15 protein-coding genes are annotated in these 16,655 nt (G+C 70.4%); 9 read left to right on the plus strand and 6 right to left on the minus strand.

The window, feature by feature from the left end; all coding sequences use genetic code 11:
- Positions 1-17: 17 nt before the first annotated feature.
- Positions 18-1,442: a Fe-S cluster assembly protein SufB gene (sufB, locus tag ACIP6U_RS41885; RefSeq protein WP_124004476.1), complete on the minus strand. Its 1,425-nt coding sequence runs from the start codon at positions 1,440-1,442 to the stop codon at positions 18-20.
- Positions 1,439-2,200 (minus strand): helix-turn-helix transcriptional regulator, encoded by a 762-nt coding sequence (locus ACIP6U_RS41890; RefSeq protein WP_401728063.1) that lies wholly within the window; start codon positions 2,198-2,200, stop codon positions 1,439-1,441. The genes sufB and ACIP6U_RS41890 overlap by 4 nt, the downstream gene beginning before the upstream one ends.
- Positions 2,201-2,371: 171 nt before the next feature.
- On the opposite strand from ACIP6U_RS41890, the gene ACIP6U_RS41895 reads away from it, so the two are divergent.
- From ACIP6U_RS41895 to ACIP6U_RS41910, 4 genes are all read left to right on the plus strand, one after another.
- Positions 2,372-3,238, plus strand: a complete 867-nt coding sequence (locus tag ACIP6U_RS41895; protein WP_401728065.1) for an aminoglycoside N(3)-acetyltransferase — start codon at positions 2,372-2,374, stop codon at positions 3,236-3,238.
- Between the two features lie 10 nt (positions 3,239-3,248).
- Positions 3,249-4,172, plus strand: a complete 924-nt coding sequence (locus ACIP6U_RS41900) for an ABC transporter ATP-binding protein (RefSeq protein ID WP_401728067.1) — start codon at positions 3,249-3,251, stop codon at positions 4,170-4,172.
- 47 nt (positions 4,173-4,219) lie between these two features.
- Positions 4,220-4,936, plus strand: coding sequence for an ABC transporter permease (locus ACIP6U_RS41905; protein WP_401728104.1), 717 nt, complete (start codon positions 4,220-4,222; stop codon positions 4,934-4,936).
- A gap of 83 nt (positions 4,937-5,019) precedes the next feature.
- The gene (locus ACIP6U_RS41910; protein WP_401728069.1) at positions 5,020-6,039 is read left to right on the plus strand and encodes a heme A synthase; all 1,020 of its coding nucleotides are present in this window, start codon (positions 5,020-5,022) and stop codon (positions 6,037-6,039) included.
- Here the strand turns inward: ACIP6U_RS41910 and ACIP6U_RS41915 are convergent.
- The 4 genes from ACIP6U_RS41915 to ACIP6U_RS41930 all read right to left on the minus strand — a co-directional run bounded on the left by ACIP6U_RS41915 (position 5,994) and on the right by ACIP6U_RS41930 (position 9,472).
- Positions 5,994-6,776, minus strand: a complete 783-nt coding sequence (locus ACIP6U_RS41915) for a nucleotidyltransferase domain-containing protein (RefSeq protein WP_401728071.1) — start codon at positions 6,774-6,776, stop codon at positions 5,994-5,996. The genes ACIP6U_RS41910 and ACIP6U_RS41915 overlap by 46 nt on opposite strands.
- A gap of 45 nt (positions 6,777-6,821) precedes the next feature.
- Positions 6,822-7,928, minus strand: coding sequence for an amidohydrolase family protein (locus ACIP6U_RS41920; RefSeq protein WP_401728073.1), 1,107 nt, complete (start codon positions 7,926-7,928; stop codon positions 6,822-6,824).
- A gap of 102 nt (positions 7,929-8,030) precedes the next feature.
- Positions 8,031-8,390, minus strand: coding sequence for a hypothetical protein (locus tag ACIP6U_RS41925; RefSeq protein WP_401728075.1), 360 nt, complete (start codon positions 8,388-8,390; stop codon positions 8,031-8,033).
- Between the two features lie 95 nt (positions 8,391-8,485).
- Positions 8,486-9,472 carry a heme o synthase gene (locus ACIP6U_RS41930; protein ID WP_401728077.1) on the minus strand — a complete coding sequence of 329 codons (987 nt, stop codon included), beginning with the start codon at positions 9,470-9,472 and terminating at the stop codon, positions 8,486-8,488.
- 407 nt (positions 9,473-9,879) lie between these two features.
- On the opposite strand from ACIP6U_RS41930, the gene tkt reads away from it, so the two are divergent.
- From tkt to pgl, 5 genes are read left to right on the plus strand one after another with little or no spacing between them, the layout of a single operon-like run.
- On the plus strand, positions 9,880-11,967 hold the full coding sequence (gene tkt, locus ACIP6U_RS41935) for a transketolase (RefSeq protein ID WP_401728079.1): 2,088 nt from the start codon (positions 9,880-9,882) through the stop codon (positions 11,965-11,967).
- Positions 11,968-11,999: 32 nt separating this feature from the next.
- Positions 12,000-13,118, plus strand: a complete 1,119-nt coding sequence (gene tal, locus ACIP6U_RS41940) for a transaldolase (RefSeq protein ID WP_401728081.1) — start codon at positions 12,000-12,002, stop codon at positions 13,116-13,118.
- A gap of 4 nt (positions 13,119-13,122) precedes the next feature.
- On the plus strand, positions 13,123-14,661 hold the full coding sequence (gene zwf, locus ACIP6U_RS41945; RefSeq protein ID WP_401728082.1) for a glucose-6-phosphate dehydrogenase: 1,539 nt from the start codon (positions 13,123-13,125) through the stop codon (positions 14,659-14,661).
- A complete protein-coding gene (gene opcA, locus ACIP6U_RS41950) occupies positions 14,658-15,737 on the plus strand; it encodes a glucose-6-phosphate dehydrogenase assembly protein OpcA (protein ID WP_401728085.1) in 1,080 nt (359 codons plus the stop codon). The genes zwf and opcA overlap by 4 nt, the downstream gene beginning before the upstream one ends.
- A complete protein-coding gene (gene pgl, locus ACIP6U_RS41955; protein WP_401728088.1) occupies positions 15,734-16,516 on the plus strand; it encodes a 6-phosphogluconolactonase in 783 nt (260 codons plus the stop codon). The genes opcA and pgl overlap by 4 nt, the downstream gene beginning before the upstream one ends.
- Positions 16,517-16,655: the final 139 nt, after the last annotated feature.

Genomic DNA, 16,655 nt, shown 5'->3' on the forward strand with positions numbered 1-16,655 from the left:
CGGGCCGGTGGCCGGGATCAGCCGACCGAGCCTTCCATCTGCAGCTCGATCAACCGGTTGAGTTCGAGGGCGTACTCCATCGGCAGTTCCTTGGCGATCGGCTCGACGAAGCCGCGCACGATCATCGCCATCGCCTCGAACTCGCTCAGACCGCGGCTCATCAGGTAGAAGAGCTGGTCCTCGGAGACCTTGGAGACGGTCGCCTCGTGGCCCATGGACACGTCGTCCTCGCGGACGTCCACGTACGGGTACGTGTCCGAGCGGGAGATCGTGTCGACGAGCAGCGCGTCGCACAGCACGTTCGACTTGGAGCCGTGGGCGCCCTCGCCGATCTCGACGAGACCGCGGTAGGACGTACGGCCACCGCCGCGCGCCACCGACTTGGAGACGATGTTGGAGGACGTGTTCGGCGCCATGTGGACCATCTTGGAGCCGGCGTCCTGGTGCTGGCCCTCGCCCGCGAAGGCGATGGAGAGGGTCTCGCCCTTGGCGTGCTCGCCCATCAGGTAGACGGCCGGGTACTTCATCGTCACCTTGGAGCCGATGTTGCCGTCGATCCACTCCATGGTCGCGCCCTCGTAGGCGACGGCGCGCTTGGTGACCAGGTTGTAGACGTTGTTCGACCAGTTCTGGATGGTCGTGTAGCGGCAGCGGGCGCCCTTCTTCACGATGATCTCGACCACCGCGGAGTGCAGGGAGTCCGACTTGTAGATCGGCGCCGTACAGCCCTCGACGTAGTGGACGTAGGCGTCCTCGTCGACGATGATCAGCGTCCGCTCGAACTGGCCCATGTTCTCCGTGTTGATGCGGAAGTAGGCCTGGAGCGGGATCTCGACGTGCACGCCCTTCGGCACGTAGATGAAGGAACCGCCGGACCACACGGCCGTGTTGAGCGACGCGAACTTGTTGTCGCCGACCGGGATGACGGTGCCGAAGTACTCCTTGAAGAGCTCCGGGTGCTCCTTCAGCGCGGTGTCGGTGTCCAGGAAGATGACGCCCTGCTCCTCCAGGTCCTCACGGATCTGGTGGTAGACGACCTCGGACTCGTACTGGGCCGCGACACCGGCGACGAGGCGCTGCTTCTCCGCCTCGGGGATGCCGAGCTTGTCGTACGTGTTCTTGATGTCCTCGGGCAGGTCCTCCCAGGACTCCGCCTGCTTCTCCGTGGAGCGCACGAAGTACTTGATGTTGTCGAAGTCGATGCCGGAGAGGTCGGAGCCCCAGTTCGGCATGGGCTTCTTCTCGAACAGGCGCAGGCCCTTGAGGCGGAGCTTGGTCATCCACTCCGGCTCGCTCTTCTTGCCGGAGATGTCCCGGACGACGTCCTCGTTGATGCCGCGCTTGGCGGAGGCACCGGCCACGTCGGAGTCGGCCCAGCCGTATTCGTACGTACCCAGACCCTCGAGCTCGGGGTGGGCAGTCTCCTCGATGGGGAGCGTCATGCGGGGTTCCTCCCGGCGGTACGTGCAGATGCGTTCTGGCTATGGAGTTGCGTCTTGGAAATCTTTGGGATGAACGTCGTGCAGACGCCGTCGCCGTGCGCGATGGTCGCCAGCCGCTGGACGTGGGTTCCGAGCAGTTGGGAGAAGATCTCCGTCTCCGCCTCGCAGAGCTGTGGGAACTTCTCCGCGACGTGGGCCACCGGGCAGTGGTGCTGGCAGAGCTGCTCACCCTGTTGCGGGAGGGGCGCGCTGCGCGCCGTAGCAGCGTACCCGTCCGCGCTCAGCGCCCTGGCCAGGGCCTCGGTCCGCTCCTCGGGGGCGGCGGCCTCGATGGCCGCGCGGTAGGCGGCGGCCTGCTCGGCGATCCGCGCGCGGGCGAAGGCGACGACCGCCTCGTCCCCGCCGAACCGCTCCTGGATCCAGCGCAGGGCGTCCGCGGCCAGCTTGTCGTAGGACTGGTCGAAGGCGTCCCGGCCGCAGTCGGTGAGGGCGAAGACCTTCGCGGGGCGTCCGCGGGTGCGTGCCCCGTAGACCCGCTGCTCGCGGGCCTCGACGACCTCGTCGGCGACCAGGGCGTCCAGGTGGCGCCTGACGGCGGCCTGGGTCAGCCCGAGCCGCTCGGCGAGCGCGGCGACGGTCGACGGCCCGTGGTCCAGGATGGATCGCGCGACGCGGTTGCGGGTGGACCGCTCACCGGTCGCGAGCTCCTCCTGAGGGGCCCCCGTGGGGGTCTCCCGAGCCTCGCCGACGTTTTTCACAACGCCATTGTTGCGTAATTCCTCAGGACCGGGCAACCCACGTCCGGGCCGACGGGCGGTGCCCTGCGTCACTTAGGCATACCTAATCTGACCTGCGAAAACGATCTTTGATCGATCAGGCGCGGCCAATTCGGTGGCGCCGCCGGACCCCGTGCGCGACACTCCGGAACCATGGCGATACCCCCTCCGACCGGCCCACTTGTCACCCGCGACACAGTCGCCGCACAGCTGCGCCTGCTGGGTGTCGAGACCGGCGAGACCCTCCTCGTGCACTCCTCCCTCAGCAGCCTCGGCTGGGTCTGCGGGGGTGCCGTGGCGGTCGTCCAAGGAATTCTCGACGCGCTCGGTCCGGGCGGCACCGTGGCCGTCCCGACCCAGTCCGGCGACCTCTCGGACCCGGCGCTGTGGGGAAATCCGCCGGTGCCGGAGGACTGGTGGGACCGCATCCGGGCCTCGATGCCACCGTACGACCCGCTGATCACGCCCTCGCGCGGGGTCGGCGTGATCCCGGAGACCGTACGGCGCTGGCCGGGCGCGTTGCGCAGCGCGCATCCCCAGACGTCGTTCGCGGCGCTCGGCCCGCAGGCCGCGCGGATCGTCGACGGGCACGCGCCGGACTGCCAACTGGGCGAGCGCAGTCCGTTGGCGCGGCTTGAGGAGCTGGGCGCGCGCGTGCTGCTGCTCGGGGCCGGCTACGACACGTGCACGAGCTTCCACCTCGCCGAGTACCGCATCCCGTCCCCGCTGGTCCGGATCGGCCGGCCGGCGCCGGGCGGGGGCTGGGAGACGGTGACCGAGGTGTCGATCAGCTCGGAGCGGTTCGACGAGCTGGGCCACGACTTCGAGCGGGACCGGCCCGTCGTACGGGGGACGGTGGGCGCGGCCGACGCGCGGCTGTTCCCGGTCGCGGACGCGGTGGCGTACGCCGAGCGGTGGCTCGCGCTGCACCGGCCGCGCGAGGAGGAGCTGCCGATGGGTGGAGATCCGGTGGGTGGAGATCCTGCACCCGCCCGTCCCGGGCGCGGACCGCGTACCTAGACTCGCCATCATGCGAAGTGAGCCCGTGGTCCAGGTTCAGGCCCTGGTGAAGCGGTACGGCAGCAAAACCGCTGTGGACGGCCTCGACCTGACGGCCCAGGCGGGCGTGACCGCCGTGCTCGGCCCGAACGGCGCGGGCAAGACGACCACGGTCGAGACCTGCGAGGGGTACCGGAAGCCGGACTCCGGCACGGTGCGCGTCCTGGGCCTCGACCCGGTGCGTCAGGCCCGTGAGCTGCACCCCCGGATCGGCGTGATGCTTCAGTCCGGCGGGGTGTACTCGGGTGCGCGGGCCGACGAGATGCTGCGGCACGTGGCGAAGCTGCACGCCGATCCGCTGGACGTGGACGCCCTGATCGAGCGGCTCGGCCTCGGCGGCTGCGGCCGCACCACCTACCGCCGGCTCTCCGGCGGCCAGCAGCAGCGGCTCGCCCTCGCGATGGCGGTCGTGGGCCGTCCGGAGCTGGTGTTCCTGGACGAGCCGACCGCGGGCCTGGACCCGCAGGCCCGGCACGCGACCTGGGACCTGGTCCGCGACCTGCGCACGGACGGCGTCTCGGTCATCCTCACCACGCACTACATGGACGAGGCCGAGCAGCTCGCCGACGACGTGACGATCATCGACGCCGGCCGGGTCATCGCCCACGGCTCCCCCGAGGAGCTGTGCCGCGGCGGCGCCGAGAACACCCTGCGCTTCACCGGCCGCCCGGGCCTCGACGTCGGCTCCCTGCTCAAGGCCCTGCCCGCCGACTGCACGGCCGTCGAACTGACGCCGGGCTCCTACCGCGTCGGCGGCAAGGTCGACCCGCAGCTGCTCGCGACGGTGACGTCCTGGTGCGCGCAGCACGGGGTGATGCCGGACCGCATCTCGGTGGAGCGGCACACCCTGGAGGACGTCTTCCTGGAACTGACCGGCAAGGAGCTGCGTTCGTGAGTGTCGGTACGTACACGCCGAGGCCCGGCGCCGCCCCGCTCCCCCGCATGATCGCGGCCCAGGCGGCCCTCGAAACGAAGATGCTGCTGCGCAACGGCGAACAGCTGCTGCTCACCGTCGTGATCCCCACCCTCCTGCTGGTGCTGTTCAGCGCGGTGGACATCGTCGACACGGGCGCCGGCAAGTCCGTCGACTTCCTGACCCCCGGCATCCTGGCGCTCGCCGTCATGTCGACCGCCTTCACGGGCCAGGCCATCGCCACCGGCTTCGAGCGCCGCTACGGCGTCCTGAAGCGGCTGGCCTCCTCCCCGCTCCCGCGCTGGGGGCTGATGACCGCGAAGACGCTGTCGGTACTGGTCACCGAGATCCTCCAGATCGTCCTGCTGACGGTGATCGCCTTCGCGCTCGGCTGGTCCCCGCACGGCAACCCGGCGGCCGTCCTGCTCCTCCTCGTCCTGGGCACCGCGGCCTTCTCGGGCCTCGGCCTGCTGATGGCCGGCACCCTCAAGGCGGAGGCGACACTCGCCGCCGCCAACCTGGTCTTCCTGCTGCTGCTCGTCGGAGGCGGAGTGATCGTGCCGATGGACAAGTACCCGCAGGGCGCCCAGGACGTGCTGGGTCTGCTCCCCATCTCGGCCCTCTCGGACGGCCTGCGGGACGTGCTCCAGCACGGCGCCGGCACACCGTGGGGCGACCTGGGGATCCTGGCCGTATGGGCGGTCGTGGGACTCGCGGCGGCCGGCAGGTTCTTCCGCTGGGAGTGAGCACGGGCGTGACCATGGGCGTGAGCAGAACCACCCGCGTCAGGCCCGACCCTCGTGAACGCGTGCACAAGCGGCGCCCTACGATGGTGCGCGTGCCGAACCTGACCCTCGCCGACGCTCTCCCCGCCGCGCGCAACCCCCTCGCCTTCATCGCCGCACGCTGGACGCCGACCCCTCGGACGGTCCGGCGGGCGGCCCTCGCCGCCCTCGTCATGTCGGTGGTGATCGTGGTCACCGGCGGCGCGGTGCGGCTGACCGGCTCCGGGCTCGGCTGCCCGACCTGGCCCAAGTGCACCGACGACTCGCTCACCACCACGGGCGCGATGGGCGTGCACGGGGTGATCGAGTTCGGCAACCGCATGCTGACCTACGTGCTCTGTGCGGCCGTCGGCTGGGCGATCATCGCCGCCCGCTCCGAGAAGCCGTACCGGCGCTCGCTCACCCGACTCGGCTGGGCGCAGTTCTGGGTCGTGATGAGCAACGCGATCCTCGGCGGCATCGTGGTGCTGGTCGGCCTCAACCCGTACACGGTCGCGGCGCACTTCCTGCTCTCCTCGGGCCTCATCGCGGTCGCCGCCGTGATGTGGCAGCGCACCCGCGAGGGCGACGGCGAGCCGCGTCCGCTGGTCGGCCAGCCGGTGCGGCAGATGGTGTGGTTCCTGGTCGCCGCCGCCGTGCTGCTGATCGCGGTGGGCACGGTGGTGACCGGCTCGGGGCCGCACGCGGGCGACTCCAGCGAGGTCGAGCGGATGCCGCTGGACTGGGAGACGGTCAGCAAGCTGCACGCGGTGCTGGCCTGGATCGTGGTCACGCTGACCTTCGCCCTCTGGTTCGTCCTCAAGGCGGTCGACGCCCCCCAGGGCCCGCTGCACCGCACCCGCGACCTGTTCCTGGTCCTGCTCTCCCAGGGCGTCATCGGCTACGTCCAGTACTTCACCGACCTCCCCGAGTTCCTGGTCGGCCTGCACATGCTCGGCTCGGCCCTGGTGTGGATCGCGGTGCTGCGCGTACTGCTGGCGATGCGCGAACGCCCGCAGACGGAGGTCGAGTTGCCGGATCAGGCGTACGCGGACACCAGTCCGTCGATCGCCGGTCCCAGGTAGCTCCGGGTCAACTCGCCCCGCCGTACCGCCCACTCCTCGGTGACGGGCGCCGGCCGCTCCTCGTACCGCCGTCGTCTGATGTCCTCCACCACCTCGACGGGCGCGCCCAGTTCGGGCAGCAGGTCGAGCGCCTCGCGCTTGGAGATCAGCCGCCCGTCCTTCAGCGTGGCGCTCGCGCGGGCGAAGGTCGTCATCCCTACGTCGACCCAGCCGTCCTGCGTCCACTGCCGCACCCGGTCCACGTTCGGCCGCCAGAACTCCCGCTGATCACGCACGACGAAGTCGGCCAACTCCCGGTCCGACACCGCCGGAAGCAGATCCGCGGGCGCGAGCCCGTGCAACACCCGGCCGAAGGCGTGCAGTTCACGACGGGTGACCGGGGTGACGGGCCGCCGCATCAACTGGTCGTGGGCCCAGGTGAGATGCGAGCGATCGGCGTCGGCGGTCGGCGCGGGCGTCAGATAGCTGCAGTGCAGCTTGACGGCCAGCGGTTCGGCCGCGCGCAGGCGCGGGTGCAGCGTCGCGATCCGCCATACGGTGCCCAGAGCCGCGGGACGGTCGAGCACCGCGATCAGGTCCAGGTCGCTGCGGCCCTCCTGGTAGTCGCCGCCCGCGAGGGATCCGTGCGCCCACACGGCGATGGGGCGCAGCGGGGTCAGGTCGTCGAGGAAACGGTCTAGCAGAGCGTCGGTCGTCGTCACCCCGACAGTCTGGACAGCTCGGTCCGGTCCGTACACCCCTAGCGCCCCAGCCGACCTGACTCCCCCGCTCGTGCCCTCCGCTCACTCCAGCCCGTACACCCTCCGCGCGTTCCCCGCCGCGACCATGCCCGCCACCCGCTGCGCGTCCGCCAGTGACCACGCGCCCTCGGCGACCCAGCCGCCCAGGACCCGGCCGAGGGCCTCGCGGAAGAGGCGGGCGGCCACCACGTGGAGTTCCGGCAGTCCGTGGGCGCCGCTGGAGAAGAGGATCTTGCCGAAGGGGGTCAGCTCCAGGATCTCGGCGAGGATCGTCGCGGCACGGGCGCCGGTGCGCACGAGGGCGGCACCGGAGTCGGCGTACACGTGCGGGAAGACGCCGGCGAGGTGAGCGGCGTGGCGGTGGTACGGGTAGCCGTGCAGGAGGACCAGGTCGGTGCCGAGGCCGGCCGTGGCCCGGACGAAGTCCGTCAGCAGGACCGGGTCCGTACGGTCGATGCGGGCCCCCGGCTCCCCCAGCCCCGCGTGCAGTTGGAGCGGGAGCCCCGAGGCGACGGCGATCCACAGCAGGTGGCGCAGCAGGACCGGATCGCTCAGCTCACCGCCGACCCGGCGGCCCGCCAGCCACCGTCCGGCCGCGCCCCGCACCTCGCCGGGCCCCGGCGGCTCGGGCGCCAGCGCGAGTCCGTGCCGCAGCCCCGCGACCGAGGTGAAGGCGACCGCGTTCGCGGCGGCGCCGTGCACCGACTCGGCGAGGTTGGCGAGGAAGGACTCGACGGTGCCCGAGGTGTCGGCGACCTGCTCGGCCAGTAACTCCAGACGGACGATCTCGCGGGCCTCGGCGGCCCCGGCGGAGGCCAGTTCGTCGGGGCAGGTGAGGTCGCCGGGCAGTCCGGTGTCGACCAGGTACGTGGTGATGCCGCTGCCCCGCAGCAGCCTGCGGCCCGCTTCCAGCACGCCCAGTTCGCGGCGCCGGGCGAGATAGCGGGCGGGCGGGCAGTGCGGTTCCAGACCGAGCAGCGGCGGACACCAGCGGCGTACGGCGAAGCCCGTCTGGGTGTCGAAGAGGGTGGTGCCGGGGGCGGGCGGGCCCTCGGTACGGGCGAGTTGGGCCTCGAAGGTGCCCAGGCCCAGCTCCGTTCTGAGGACACCGTGGCAGTACTGGTCCACGAGGGACGGCGTTTCGATCATCCGGACTCCCCGTACTGGACCGTGCACTCCGTACAGGTCCTAACGGGTGAACCGGCTGCGAGGTGTTGCTGGGACACACCCCGTGCGAATCATCGAAGGGCGTCAGCCGTTGCGCGGGCCGCCGACCTGGATCCCCGCCATACGGGTCCACTCGTACGGGCCCGTCTTCACCTTGGCCGCGAACTCGCCGTCGAAGGACTCGTGGACGGTGAGGCCGGACTTCGCCACGGCCTGCTCGGCGAGTTCGTAGGAGGGGACCACCAGGTCGCCCCAGCCGCCGTCCTCGCCGACGAGCACGATGCGGGCGCCCCGCTCGCCGATGTAGGCCACCTGGGCCTCGGCACCGCCGTGCGCCTTGGCGAAGGCGTCGATCCGCTTGGCGAGCTTCGCGACCTTGCGCTCGGCCTTCGCGTCGGCCGTCGCGTCGGTCTGCTGGGTGTCTTCCTGCTGCGTGTCTGCCATGGCCAGGATGCTACTCACCGGTAGATCGACAGGCGAGGGCAGGGCGCTGTGACGTACGTCAGTGCGTATGTCAGTACGGGCGCCCGGCGCGGGCGTCAGCGCAGGAAGGGGTCCACCGCGATCGCCACGAACAGCAGCGAGACGTAGGTGATGGACCAGTGGAACAGCCGCATCTCCTTGAGCTTGCCGCCCGTCACCTCGGCCTTCGCCCGGTTCTGGAGGCCGTGCGCCTCCCACAGCCACCAGCCGCCCGCCACCAGGGCGACGGACGTGTAGAACCAGCCCGTGTAGCCGAGGGGGGTGAGGAGCAGGGAGACGGCCACCATCACCCAGCTGTAGATGACGATCTGCTTGGCGACGACCTTGTTGGAGGCGACGACCGGCAGCATCGGCACGCCCACGCGCGCGTAGTCCTCCTTGACCTTCATGGACAGCGGCCAGTAGTGCGGCGGCGTCCAGAAGAACATGACGAGGAAGAGGATGACCGGCGCCCACGACATGGAGTTGGTGACCGCGGACCAGCCGATCAGCACCGGCATGCAGCCGGCGATGCCGCCCCACACGATGTTCTGCGAGGTACGGCGCTTGAGGATCATCGTGTAGACGACGACGTAGAAGAGGAGCGCCCCGAGGGAGAGCCAGGCCGACAGCCAGTTGACGGCCAGGCCGAACAGCAGGGTGGAGACGATCGCGAGGGAGATGCCGAAGGCGAGGCACTCGCGCGGGCTGACCATGCCGGTGACCAGCGGGCGCTGCGAGGTGCGGTCCATCAGGGCGTCGATGTCGCGGTCGATGTACATGTTCAGCGCGTTGGCGCCGCCCGCCGAGAGGTAGCCGCCGAGGCAGGTCAGCAGCACCAGGGTCAGATCGGGCACGCCCTGCTGGGCGAGGAACATCACCGGAACGGTGGTGATGAGCAGAAGCTCGATGATCCTCGGCTTGGTCAGCGCCACGAACGCCTTGACACGGGCCCCGAACGGCCGGTGACTCGGGCTCTGGCTCGCACCGAGCTCCCCCACTGCCTTAAGGGCGTGGGAGGTGCCCCCATCCGCTGGACGGGATTCGACGGCCGTCACGCACACCCCTACAGAGACATCCCAGCAGACCTCTCCCGTGTGAAGTCCCGGTAAAGGCCCGCGCGTACCACGCCACTCTAGACGTTGCCCATACCCCGGAACTCGCGGGGGTCGGGTCGTGTTGGGAGGGGTCCCCCACCAGGCGCGCAGGGGCCTCTCATCCGTCTTCCGGAAGATCGCACGACAGCTCGATTGAGCAGTCGGACGAACGGTTCCGTATTCAGGTTCCGAATGCGATCCGGACCAGTCGGGAGGCGGATCCTCCATAGTCCCGGCAGTCTGGAATGACTCGAAAAAATGCACGTTCTTACAGGGGTAGGCTCGACAACGGCCGGTGGGCGCCCCCGTGCACCGGCATTCGACTGCACCGGCATTCGACATGTGTGACATGTGGAGAGGAGCCCTGACCCAGGGTGAGCACCAAGCCGACCACAACAGACCTCGAGTGGACCGAGTTGGACCAGCGGGCCGTGGACACCGCCCGCGTCCTGGCCGCCGATGCCGTACAGAAGGTCGGCAACGGCCATCCTGGTACGGCGATGAGCCTGGCTCCTGCCGCGTACACCCTGTTCCAGAAGGTGATGCGGCACGACCCGGCCGACCCCCAGTGGGTCGGGCGCGACCGTTTCGTGCTGTCCGCCGGCCACTCGTCCCTGACCCTCTACACGCAGCTCTACCTGGCCGGCTTCGGCCTGGAGCTGTCCGACCTGGAGTCCTTCAGGACCTGGGGTTCCAAGACCCCCGGGCACCCGGAGTACGGCCACACCAAGGGTGTCGAGACGACGACCGGCCCGCTGGGCCAGGGTGTCGCCAACGCCGTGGGCATGGCCATGGCCGCCCGCTACGAGCGCGGCCTGTTCGACCCGGACGCGCCGCAGGGCGAGTCCCCCTTCGACCACTTCATCTATGCGATCGCCGGTGACGGCTGCCTCCAGGAGGGCATCTCCGCCGAGGCGTCCTCGATGGCCGGCCACCAGGAACTGGGCAACCTGATCCTGCTGTGGGACGACAACCACATCTCGATCGAGGGCGACACCGAGACGGCCGTCTCCGAGGACACCGTCAAGCGCTTCGAGGCGTACGGCTGGCACGTGCAGCGCGTGGCCCCGAAGCCGGACGGCGACATCGACCCGCACGCCGTCTACAACGCCATCGAGGCCGCGAAGAAGGTGACGAACAAGCCGTCGTTCATCGCGATGCGCTCGATCATCGCCTGGCCCGCGCCGAACGCGCAGAACACCGAGGCCGCGCACGGCTCGGCGCTCGGCGACGACGAGGTCGCGGCCACCAAGCGCGTCCTGGGCTTCGACCCGGAGAAGTCCTTCGACGTCTCCGACGAGGTCCTCAAGCACACCCGTCAGGCGCTGGAGCGCGGCCGCGAGGCGAAGGCCGCGTGGGACCCGTCGTACCAGCAGTGGCGCACCGCCAACCCGGAGCGGGCGGCCGAGTACGACCGCATCGCCAAGGGCGAACTGCCCACGGGCTGGGAGGAGAAGCTCCCGGTCTTCGAGACGGGCAAGGGTGTCGCCACCCGTGCCGCGTCCGGCAAGGTGCTCCAGGCGCTCGGTGCCGTGATCCCCGAGCTGTGGGGCGGCTCCGCCGACCTGGCCGGCTCGAACAACACGACCATCGACAAGAACAGTTCGTTCCTGCCGGCCGACAACCCGCTGCCGGAGGCGGACCCTTACGGGCGCACGATCCACTTCGGCATCCGCGAGCACTCGATGGCCGCCGAGATGAACGGCATCACCCTGCACGGCAACACCCGTGTCTACGGCGGTACGTTCCTCGTCTTCTCCGACTACATGCGCAACGCGGTACGGCTGTCCGCGCTGATGCACCTGCCGGTGACGTACGTGTGGACGCACGACTCCATCGGTCTCGGTGAGGACGGTCCGACCCACCAGCCGGTCGAGCACCTGGCCTCGCTGCGCGCCATCCCGGGCCTGAACGTGGTCCGTCCGGCCGACGCCAACGAGACCGTGATCGCCTGGCGTGAGGTGCTGCGCCGCTACACCAAGGTCTTCGGCGAGGGCGCCCCGCACGGTCTGGCGCTGACCCGCCAGGGCGTGCCGACGTACGACGCCAACGAGGACGCGGCCAAGGGCGGTTACGTCCTGTTCGAGGCCGACGGCGGTACTCCCGAGGTCATCCTCATCGCCACCGGTTCCGAGGTGCACGTCGCCGTCGAGGCGCGCGAGCAGCTCCAGGCGGACGGGGTGCCGACGCGGGTCGTGTCCATGCCGTGCGTGGAGTGGTTCGAGGACCAGGACCAGGGGTACCGGGACAGCGTGCTGCCGCCGAGCGTGCGCGCGCGGGTCTCGGTGGAGGCGGGCATCGGCCTCACCTGGCACAGGTTCGTCGGGGACGCCGGTCGCATCGTTTCCCTGGAGCACTTCGGTGCTTCGGCCGACGGAAAGGTCCTCTTCCGCGAGTTCGGCTTCACTGCCGAGAACGTGGCCGCCAAGGCCCGCGAGTCCATCGCCGCCGCCCAGCGCTGACGCCCACATACGACACGTAGGAGAGTAATTCCATGACAGACGCACTCAAGCGCCTCTCCGAGGAGGGCGTCGCGATCTGGCTGGACGACCTGTCGCGCAAGCGGATCACGTCCGGCAACCTCGCGGAACTGATCGACCAGCAGCACGTCGTGGGCGTCACCACCAACCCGACGATCTTCCAGAAGGCGATCTCGTCGGGCGACGGCTACGACCAGCAGCTGTCGGACCTCGCCGCGCGCAAGGTCACCGTCGAAGAGGCCATCCGCATGATCACCACGGCGGACGTCCGCGACGCCGCCGACATCCTGCGCCCGGTCCACGACGCCACCGACGGCCAGGACGGCCGCGTGTCGATCGAGGTCGACCCGCGCCTGGCGCACAACACCAAGGCGACCGTCGCCGAGGCCAAGCAGCTGGCCTGGCTGGTCGACCGCCCCAACACCCTGATCAAGATCCCGGCCACCAAGGCGGGTCTGCCGGCGATCACCGAGGTCATCGGCCTCGGCATCAGCGTGAACGTGACGCTGATCTTCTCGCTGGAGCGCTACCGCGAGGTCATGGACGCCTACCTGGCCGGCCTGGAGAAGGCCAAGGAGCGCGGCCTGGACCTGTCGCTGATCCACTCGGTGGCGTCCTTCTTCGTGTCCCGCGTGGACACCGAGATCGACAAGCGGCTGAACGCGCTGGGCACCGACGAGGCGAAGGCGCTGCGCGGCAAGGCCGCCGTCGCCAACGCGCGGCTGGCCTACCAGGCGTACGAGGAGGTCTTCTCCACGGCTCGCTGGAGCACCCTGGAGAGCGCGGGCGCCAACAAGCAGCGTCCGCTGTGGGCCTCGACCGGCGTCAAGGACCCGGCCTACAAGCCGACCCTGTACGTCGACGACCTGGTGGCGCCGAACACGGTGAACACCATGCCGGAGGCGACCCTCCAGGCCACCGAGGAGCACGGCGAGATCACCGGCAACACGATCTCCGGCACGTACGTACAGGCCCGCGCCGACCTCGACGCCGTCGAGAAGCTCGGGATCGCGTACGACGACGTGGTCCAGGTCCTGGAGGACGAGGGCGTCGAGAAGTTCGAGGCGTCCTGGACCGACCTGCTCGACTCGACCGAGGCGGAGCTCCAGCGCCTCGCCCCCTCGGAGGGCTGAGGCTTTGGCTCCTACCCCCGGTTCCGGAGCGAACCCGCTCCGTGACCCCGCCGACCGACGGCTCCCGCGTATCGCGGGGCCGTCGGGCCTGGTCATCTTCGGTGTCACGGGCGATTTGTCACGCAAAAAGCTCATGCCCGCCGTGTACGACCTCGCCAACCGAGGTCTGCTGCCGCCGGGCTTCTCCCTGGTCGGGTTCGCCCGCCGCGAGTGGCAGAACGAGGACTTCGCACAGGAGGTCCACGACGCGGTCAAGGAGCACGCCCGCACCCAGTTCCGCGAGGAGGTCTGGCAGCAGCTCATCCAGGGGATGCGCTTCGTCCAGGGCACCTTCGACGACGACGATGCCTTCGAACGACTGCGCGGCACCATCGAGGAGCTGGACAAGGCACAGGGCACGGGCGGCAACTTCGCCTTCTACCTGTCGGTGCCGCCGCGCTCCTTCCCGGTGGTCATCCAGCAGCTGAAGAAGCACGGTCTGGCCGACCAGACCGGCGGCTCCTGGCGGCGCGCGGTCATCGAGAAGCCCTTCGGCCACGACCTCAAGTCGGCCGAGGAGCTCAACTCGACGGTCGAGGACGTCTTCGCCCCCGACCAGGTCTTCCGCATCGACCACTACCTCGGCAAGGAGACCGTCCAGAACATCCTGGCGCTCCGCTTCGCCAACACGATGTTCGAGCCGATCTGGAACCGGTCCTTCGTGGACCACGTGCAGATCACCATGGCCGAGGACATCGGCATCGGCGGCCGGGCCGGCTACTACGACGGCATCGGCGCCGCCCGTGACGTCATCCAGAACCACCTGCTCCAGCTCATGGCCCTGACGGCCATGGAGGAGCCGGCCTCCTTCGACGCGGACGCGCTGGCCGCCGAGAAGACCAAGGTGCTCGGCGCGGTGAGGCTGCCGAAGGACCTGGGCCGGGACACCGTGCGCGGGCAGTACGCGGCGGGCTGGCAGGGCGGCGAGAAGGCGGTCGGCTACCTCCAGGAAGACGGCATCGACCCCCATTCGAAGACCGACACCTACGCGGCGATCAAGGTCGAGGTGGACAACCGCCGTTGGGCGGGCGTCCCCTTCTACCTGCGCACCGGCAAGCGGCTCGGCCGGCGCGTCACCGAGATCGCGGTGGTCTTCCAGCGGGCCCCGCACTCCCCCTTCGACCACACGGCGACGGAGGAGCTGGGCAAGAACGCGATCGTGATCCGCGTCCAGCCGGACGAGGGCGTCACGGTCCGCTTCGGCTCCAAGGTGCCGGGCACCTCGATGGAGATCCGGGACGTCTCCATGGACTTCGCGTACGGCGAGTCCTTCACGGAGTCCAGCCCGGAGGCGTACGAGCGCCTCATCCTCGACGTCCTGCTGGGCGACTCCAACCTCTTCCCGCGCACGGAGGAGGTCGAGCTGTCCTGGAAGATCCTCGACCCGATCGAGGAGTACTGGGACACCAACGGCAAGCCCGCCCAGTACCCGTCCGGGACCTGGGGCCCCGTCGAGGCGGACGAAATGCTCGAGCGAGACGGACGGAGCTGGCGCCGGCCATGAAGATAGACCTCACGGACACCACGGCCAGCAAGATCAACAAGGCGCTGGTGCAGGGCCGCCGGGCGATCGGCACGCCGGCCGTCGGCATGGTGCTCACGCTGGTCATCGTCACGGACGAGGAGAACGCGTACGACGCCCTCAAGGCGGCGAACGACGCCTCGCACGAGCACCCCTCGCGCACCCTGGTGGTCGTCAAGCGCGTCTCCCGCTCCCCCCGCGACCGCACGGCGTCCCGCCTGGACGCCGAGGTCCGGGTGGGCGCGGACGCGGGCACCGGCGAGACGGTGATCCTGCGGCTGTACGGCGAGATCGTGGACCACGCCCAGTCGGTCGTCCTGCCGCTGCTGCTGCCGGACGCGCCGGTGGTGGTCTGGTGGCCGGTGAACGCGCCCATCGACCCGGCGAGCGACCCCCTGGGCGCCCTCGCCCAGCGCCGGGTGACGGACACCTACACCTCGGAGCAGCCGGTACGGGACCTCACGGCCCGCGCCGACACCTACACCCCGGGCGACACCGACCTCTCCTGGACCCGCATCACGCCCTGGCGCTCGATGCTGGCCGCCGCGCTCGACCAGGTCGTCTGCGAGGTCGAGACGGTCGAGGTGGAGGGCGAGGAGTTCAACCCGAGCTGCGAGCTGCTGGCGATGTGGCTCGCGGACCGTCTCGACGTGCCGGTGAAGCGGTCGCTGTCGTCGGGCCCCGGTCTGACGGCGGTGCGCATGCACACCGACAGCGGGCCGATCGTGCTCGACCGGGCGGACGGCTCGCTGGCGACGCTCTCCATCCAGGGTCAGCCCGACCGTGCGGTGGCGCTCAAGCGCCGGGACACGGCCGAGCTGATCGCGGAGGAGCTGCGGCGGCTGGACCCGGACGACACGTACGCCTCGGCGCTGCGGTTCGGGGTGGACCGGCTCAACGCGCCCTCGGCGGTCGCCGTACTGCCTGCCGAGGCGGTGGAGTCGCCGGCCAAAGGAGCACGGGCCGGAGACGAAACCCCTGGCGAAGGCGTTGCGGAAGCTGCCGGGCCGGAAACGGCGGCGGAGGCACCGGTGAAGAAGAAGGCGGCGGCGAAGTGAACACCCCGCAGCTGGTCGTGCACCGCGACAAGGAGCTGATGGCGCAGGCCGCCGCGGCCCGGCTCATCACGAAGATCGTGGACGCGCAGGCCTCCCGGGGTTACGCGTCCGTGGTGCTGACCGGTGGCCGCAATGGCAACGGGCTGCTCGCGGCCCTGGCCGGCCAGCCCGCCCGGGACGCGGTCGACTGGGGTCGGCTCGACCTGTGGTGGGGCGACGAGCGGTACCTGCCCGAGGGCGACCCGGAGCGGAACGACACGCAGGCCCGGGAGGCCCTGCTGGACTCCGTACCGCTGGATCCGAAGCGCGTGCACGCCATGCCCGCGTCCGACGGTCCGTACGGCGCCGATGTCGAGGCGGCGGCCGAGGCCTACGCCGAGGAGCTGGCGCGGGCCGCCGGTCCGGAGAACCATGGCTCGGTGCCGACGTTCGACGTGCTGATGCTGGGCGTCGGTCCGGACACCCATGTGGCGTCCCTGTTCCCGGAGTTGCCGGCGGTGCGAGAGACGCAGCGCACGGTGGTCGGGGTGCACGGCGCGCCGAAGCCCCCGCCCACCCGCGTCTCGCTGACCCTTCCGGCCATCCGCGGGGCCCGTGAGGTGTGGCTGCTCGCGGCGGGCGAGGACAAGGCGGAGGCGGCGGCGATCGCGCTGTCCGGCGCGGGCGAGATCCAGGCCCCGGCGGCCGGCGCGTACGGCCGGGCCCGCACTCTGTGGCTGCTCGACGCTGCGGCGGCCTCGCAGCTGCCGCGGTCGCTGTATCCACCGGCGTCCCCGTGACCGGCGTCTAAATAGACACGGAGGCGGGGGGGGGGGGGGGGCGGGATGCCCCCCCCCCCCCCCCGGGGTAACCCCCCCAAACACCCCCCCCCCCGGGGACAAGAGCCCGCCCGGCCAAAACCCCCGCCCCCAGTTGCGC

Origin of the sequence: Streptomyces sp. NPDC088794, from assembly GCF_044750545.1 — a bacterium.
Lineage (GTDB): Bacteria > Actinomycetota > Actinomycetes > Streptomycetales > Streptomycetaceae > Streptomyces.

Bases quoted from the DNA above. Each gene is read 5' to 3' on its own strand.
- ACIP6U_RS41895 (WP_401728065.1), top strand. From the start codon at position 2,372: ATGGCGATACCCCCTCCGACCGGCCCACTTGTCACCCGCGACACAGTC.
- ACIP6U_RS41925 (WP_401728075.1), bottom strand. From the start codon at position 8,390: ATGGCAGACACGCAGCAGGAAGACACCCAGCAGACCGACGCGACGGCC.
- sufB (WP_124004476.1), bottom strand. From the start codon at position 1,442: ATGACGCTCCCCATCGAGGAGACTGCCCACCCCGAGCTCGAGGGTCTG.
- tal (WP_401728081.1), top strand. From the start codon at position 12,000: ATGACAGACGCACTCAAGCGCCTCTCCGAGGAGGGCGTCGCGATCTGG.
- opcA (WP_401728085.1), top strand. From the start codon at position 14,658: ATGAAGATAGACCTCACGGACACCACGGCCAGCAAGATCAACAAGGCG.
- ACIP6U_RS41900 (WP_401728067.1), top strand. From the start codon at position 3,249: ATGCGAAGTGAGCCCGTGGTCCAGGTTCAGGCCCTGGTGAAGCGGTAC.
- ACIP6U_RS41910 (WP_401728069.1), top strand. From the start codon at position 5,020: ATGGTGCGCGTGCCGAACCTGACCCTCGCCGACGCTCTCCCCGCCGCG.
- ACIP6U_RS41920 (WP_401728073.1), bottom strand. From the start codon at position 7,928: ATGATCGAAACGCCGTCCCTCGTGGACCAGTACTGCCACGGTGTCCTC.
- ACIP6U_RS41905 (WP_401728104.1), top strand. From the start codon at position 4,220: ATGATCGCGGCCCAGGCGGCCCTCGAAACGAAGATGCTGCTGCGCAAC.